Origin of the sequence: Tepidibacter sp. (assembly GCF_025210165.1) — a bacterium.
Classification (GTDB): Bacteria; Bacillota; Clostridia; order Peptostreptococcales; family Peptostreptococcaceae; genus Tepidibacter_A.
Genome location: NZ_JAOASI010000087.1, coordinates 1 through 4366 on the forward strand (window position 1 = coordinate 1; position 4366 = coordinate 4366).

The window sequence follows — 4366 nt, forward strand, 5'->3', positions numbered from 1 at the left end:
AGAAGAAAAAATTAAAATGCTAAAAAGCTTCGGTGCAACTAAATATCAAATACTTACAAAGCTTATTCTTCCTTCTAATATAGGCAATATTATAAATATAGTTAAGATAAATATAGGTATGTCATGGGTTGGAGTTATAGTTGGAGAGTTCTTAGTATCAAGATATGGAATAGGATATTTGATAGTTTATGGAGGGCAGGTATTTAAGCTAGATCTTGTTATGATGGGAGTATTCGTTCTTGCAATATGTGCTCTTTTGATGTATCAAATAGTAAATATTATTGAAAAAAGATATAAGGCTAGATGAAGCTTTATACTATATATCTGAATATCTAGAATCTTGCTCTTTTATATTAAGATTCTAGATATTCAGTATCTTTGTAATCATATAGACATTGGTTCTGGCTTTCCAAAGTAATAACCTTGTCCGTACTCTATGTCTAATGTTTGCAGTACTTTTATCACTTGTTCATTTTCTACATATTCTGCAATAATTTCTGCATTATAGTTTTTAGCTATATATACTAAAGCATTAAGTGTCTTCAATAGCTTTTCATCTTTTTCAACCCCACTTACGAACGCTCCATCAATCTTTATATAATCTACTGTTAATTTTGATAATAACTCTACATGAGCATAACCCGTTCCAAAATCATCAACGGCCAATTTAAAACCTTTGTCTCTAAGCTTGTTCAACTCTTTTATACATTCACTAAGATTGTTTAAGGCAGCTGTTTCTGTTAACTCAAATGTTATATGATTTGGATTAACATTATATTTAGAAGTTGTTTTTAATATATAATCAGTTGTACTTGGATTAATTGATTTACCTGATAAGTTGATACTTAGATTAATATTTATTCCTTTTTTATTTAGCATTTTAGAGTATGTTTGAAATGCCTGTAGCATTATTAATCTATCCATTTCTTCTATTCTACCTTGATTTTCTGCAATTTCTATAAATTTAACTGGCGATAAATATTCATTATCATCTTTTACTCTCATTAATACTTCATATTTAATTACTTTTTCTGTTTTTAATTCTGCAATCGGTTGATAAAAAGGAACTATATCTTTATTTACAATAAGTCTATCTAATAACAATATATTTTTTAATCTTTGATTATGCTCATTTAAAATCAAGCTATACTTTGTAAACTCTATATCTTCTATACTTTTTAAATCCTCATGATTTTTTTCCATATATTGAACAATTTGAGAAATAACTTCGAAATTTTCTAATTTTCTTATTTCATCCATAGTAATAAATAGCTTTTTACCTCTTATAACTAAATTTGTTCCATTATCTATAGGTATATTTTTATTTATTTTATTTAATAATTTTTTTATATTATCTATCTTTTTTTCATTTTTAAGCACAAAAATGTAATGTACTCTTGATATTCTATATAAATCAAAATATAAAAAATTTACACTTTTAAAATAATTTGATAAATGGTAATAAACTCTATCATCATATATAAATTCTTTATCTTTATTGCTTGTTACATTTTCGATTTTTATAATTAGATAGCTTTCTTCTTTTTTTCCTTGATTGTATAATTTATTTATTCGTTTTTCAAAGGCAAACTCATTCTTTACCTCTGTAAAATAGTCAGTATATTTTACTAAAAAGATATATTTTAAGAATAAATAAGTTGCAATAAAAAAACTCATTAAAAGCGGTATAATAATTCTTATAATTGCTTTTATTTGTTGGTGCTTTAACTTTGTATAATTAATAGTTAAAAAGGTAGTTCCACTAAAAAAATTTAAGTGATCATAATATCCAATTTTTTCAACATTATATGAATTATATGAAACAATGTCTTTTTGTACATTTTTATTTTTAATTATTTTTATTAATTTTTCATAGCTTCTATCATCTATACTGGTAATATTTTTAATAAATTCTCTATTAGTAAACAAGTTTTTACCAATAAGTAATGAATCTTTATTATATAAATAGTATCCATCATCAGATAATAAATATGTTTCATATACTTCATAACTATCTGAACCAATAATTTTATTAATCAGATTATAATCTGTTCCAACTACTAATAAGGCATTTTTTTTATTCTGAAATTGAAATAAGTTTATTCCATAAAATATATTAGAATCTACTTTAGAGCTTTTGATTGATCCTAGATATAACTTATTATTTTCTTTTTGAAAATAAGGAAGAATATCTTTAATATCTAAATGAGTTTTTGTAAAATCACCAATAGTAGTTCCATCTTCAAAAACAATATACATATCATTAATATAATAGCTCTCTTTACTTACTTCATTTAATACTTGATTTACATCATTAATCATTAAATTATTTTGTTCTAAATTTTTAATAGTTTGGTTAGTGGAATTATATATAGAAGAAAAAATGGAATCATACATATAACTTACTGAACTCGAAAAATTCTTTACAGTTTTTTTAGTTTCGTTTAAATATACTGAATAATTTTTTTCATATGTAATATAACTTGAAATGATTACAACCAAAAACAACAACACAAAAGCTACTACATATCTTTTTTTGATCATTTTACTCTTCCTTTCTGTATTTTATTTTAACGAAAATTATACTCATTCACAATTTAAATAGAAATATAATTCCTACTTGTTTTATAAAAATCTATTTATTTCTTAAAAGTAATTAAACTTATATTTTAATCTATATAATTAAATAAATCTATAATTATATATTACCCCTATTTATTATAAAAAAGTCTTCCTTCTGAAGATTTTAAGACAAAAAAATAAACTTATAAAAATATTAACTATTTTTATAAGTTTATTTTTTCATAAATTCATTTTTTCTATATAATTATCTACAAAGATGTTCTACTTTCACAGTACTCGCATTTATACTCTTTCTTTTCCTCATTTACTAATATAAACTCTACTTCATCTATATTTTCAACAGTAGTTATGCATCTTGGATTTTTACACTTAAATATTCCTTTTACTATCTTGGGAATGGAAAGCTTCATCTTCTCCTTTATTTTTTCATCTTCTATTACATTTACAGTTATATTAGAATCTATTATTCCTAATACTGTAAAGTCTATATTTATTTCATTTTCAATTTTTATAATATCTTTTTTATTCATGGCATTTGAACTTACATTTTTAAGAAGTGCAACTGAATAATCTGCTTTATGAAGTCTTAATTCTTTAAATATTTTATATCCACATCCAGCCTGTATATGATCTATTACTATTCCTTTTTTTATACTATTTATATTAAGCATCTAAATCAACCCCCAATAACTTCATAATCAAAGCCATTCTAACGAACATTCCATATCTAGCTTGTTTAAAATACACAGCTCTAGAATCATCATCTACTTCAGTAGATATTTCATTTACTCTTGGAAGCGGATGAAGTACAAGCATATCTTCTTTTGCATTTTTTAATTTATCTTTTGTAAGTATATAGCTGTCCTTAAGTCTTATATATTCTTCTTCACTTACAAATCTTTCTTTTTGTACCCTAGTCATATAAAGTATATCAACCTTATCTATTACTTCTTCTAAGCTTGAAGTTTCATAGTAGTTACCTTGTATTTCTTCTTTTATGTAATCTGGAATTTTAAGTTCAGATGGGGATATGAATATAAACTTTGTATTTTTATATCTAGCCATAGCCTTAACCAAAGAATGCACAGTACGTCCAAATTTTAAGTCTCCACAAAGCCCTATTGTAAGATTATTTAGATCTTTTTTCAAAGATTTTATAGTAAGTAAATCAGTAAGAGTTTGGGTAGGATGTTGATGTCCTCCATCACCTGCATTTATTATAGGTACATTTGAGTATTTAGATGCAAGATGTGCACTACCTTCTTTTGGATGTCTCATAGCTATTATATCAGCATAACATCCAACAGTTCTTATAGTGTCAGCAAGCGATTCTCCCTTTGACACAGACGATGAACCAGGCTCAGAAAAACCTACTAAGCTTCCACCTAACCTAAGCATAGCAGCTTCAAAGCTAAATCTCGTTCTAGTTGATGGCTCATAAAATAATGTAGATAGTAACTTTCCTTTACAAACATCAACGTAATTTTCTGGACTTTGAATTATTTTTTCACCAAGACTTAATACTGAATCTAACTCCTCTAGTGAAAAATCATTAGGACTAATTAAATTTCTTCCTTTTAACATAATATTACCTCCTTTACAGCCTCTCTGGACTACTTTAAAAGATTTTTTTTATTAAAAAATGCCTTTCTATATAGAAAGGCATAATTACAGACATACTCATATAAATACACAATAAAATGCATATTTAATATTTATCCATATTTACAACCTTCCTAGCCTCTCTGGACCAGCATTAAAGATTTGTTTTTATTAGTAACTA

The 4366-nt window shown here is 24.9% G+C and carries 4 protein-coding genes; 1 reads left to right on the plus strand and 3 read right to left on the minus strand.

The genetic code is table 11. The annotated features are described in order from the left end of the window. Positions 1–307, plus strand: a 307-nt coding sequence (locus tag N4A48_RS14915; RefSeq protein ID WP_293667252.1) for an ABC transporter permease, incomplete at its 5' end; no start/stop codon positions are given. A gap of 77 nt (positions 308–384) precedes the next feature. Here N4A48_RS14915 and N4A48_RS14920 read toward each other — a convergent pair. The 3 genes from N4A48_RS14920 to pyrB form a co-directional block, all read right to left on the minus strand. Next, the gene (locus N4A48_RS14920; RefSeq protein WP_293667254.1) at positions 385–2544 is read right to left on the minus strand and encodes an EAL domain-containing protein; all 2160 of its coding nucleotides are present in this window, start codon (positions 2542–2544) and stop codon (positions 385–387) included. Positions 2545–2831: 287 nt separating this feature from the next. Further along, on the minus strand, positions 2832–3254 hold the full coding sequence (locus N4A48_RS14925; protein WP_293667256.1) for an aspartate carbamoyltransferase regulatory subunit: 423 nt from the start codon (positions 3252–3254) through the stop codon (positions 2832–2834). Then, on the minus strand, positions 3247–4167 hold the full coding sequence (gene pyrB, locus N4A48_RS14930) for an aspartate carbamoyltransferase (protein ID WP_293667257.1): 921 nt from the start codon (positions 4165–4167) through the stop codon (positions 3247–3249). Before pyrB ends, N4A48_RS14925 begins: the two co-directional genes overlap by 8 nt. Positions 4168–4366 lie beyond the last annotated feature (199 nt).

What these genes read in the sequence shown, in the direction of transcription:
- N4A48_RS14920 (WP_293667254.1), bottom strand. Translation starts at nt 2,544, where the DNA reads ATGATCAAAAAAAGATATGTAGTAGCTTTTGTGTTGTTGTTTTTGGTT.
- N4A48_RS14925 (WP_293667256.1), bottom strand. Translation starts at nt 3,254, where the DNA reads ATGCTTAATATAAATAGTATAAAAAAAGGAATAGTAATAGATCATATA.
- pyrB (WP_293667257.1), bottom strand. Translation starts at nt 4,167, where the DNA reads ATGTTAAAAGGAAGAAATTTAATTAGTCCTAATGATTTTTCACTAGAG.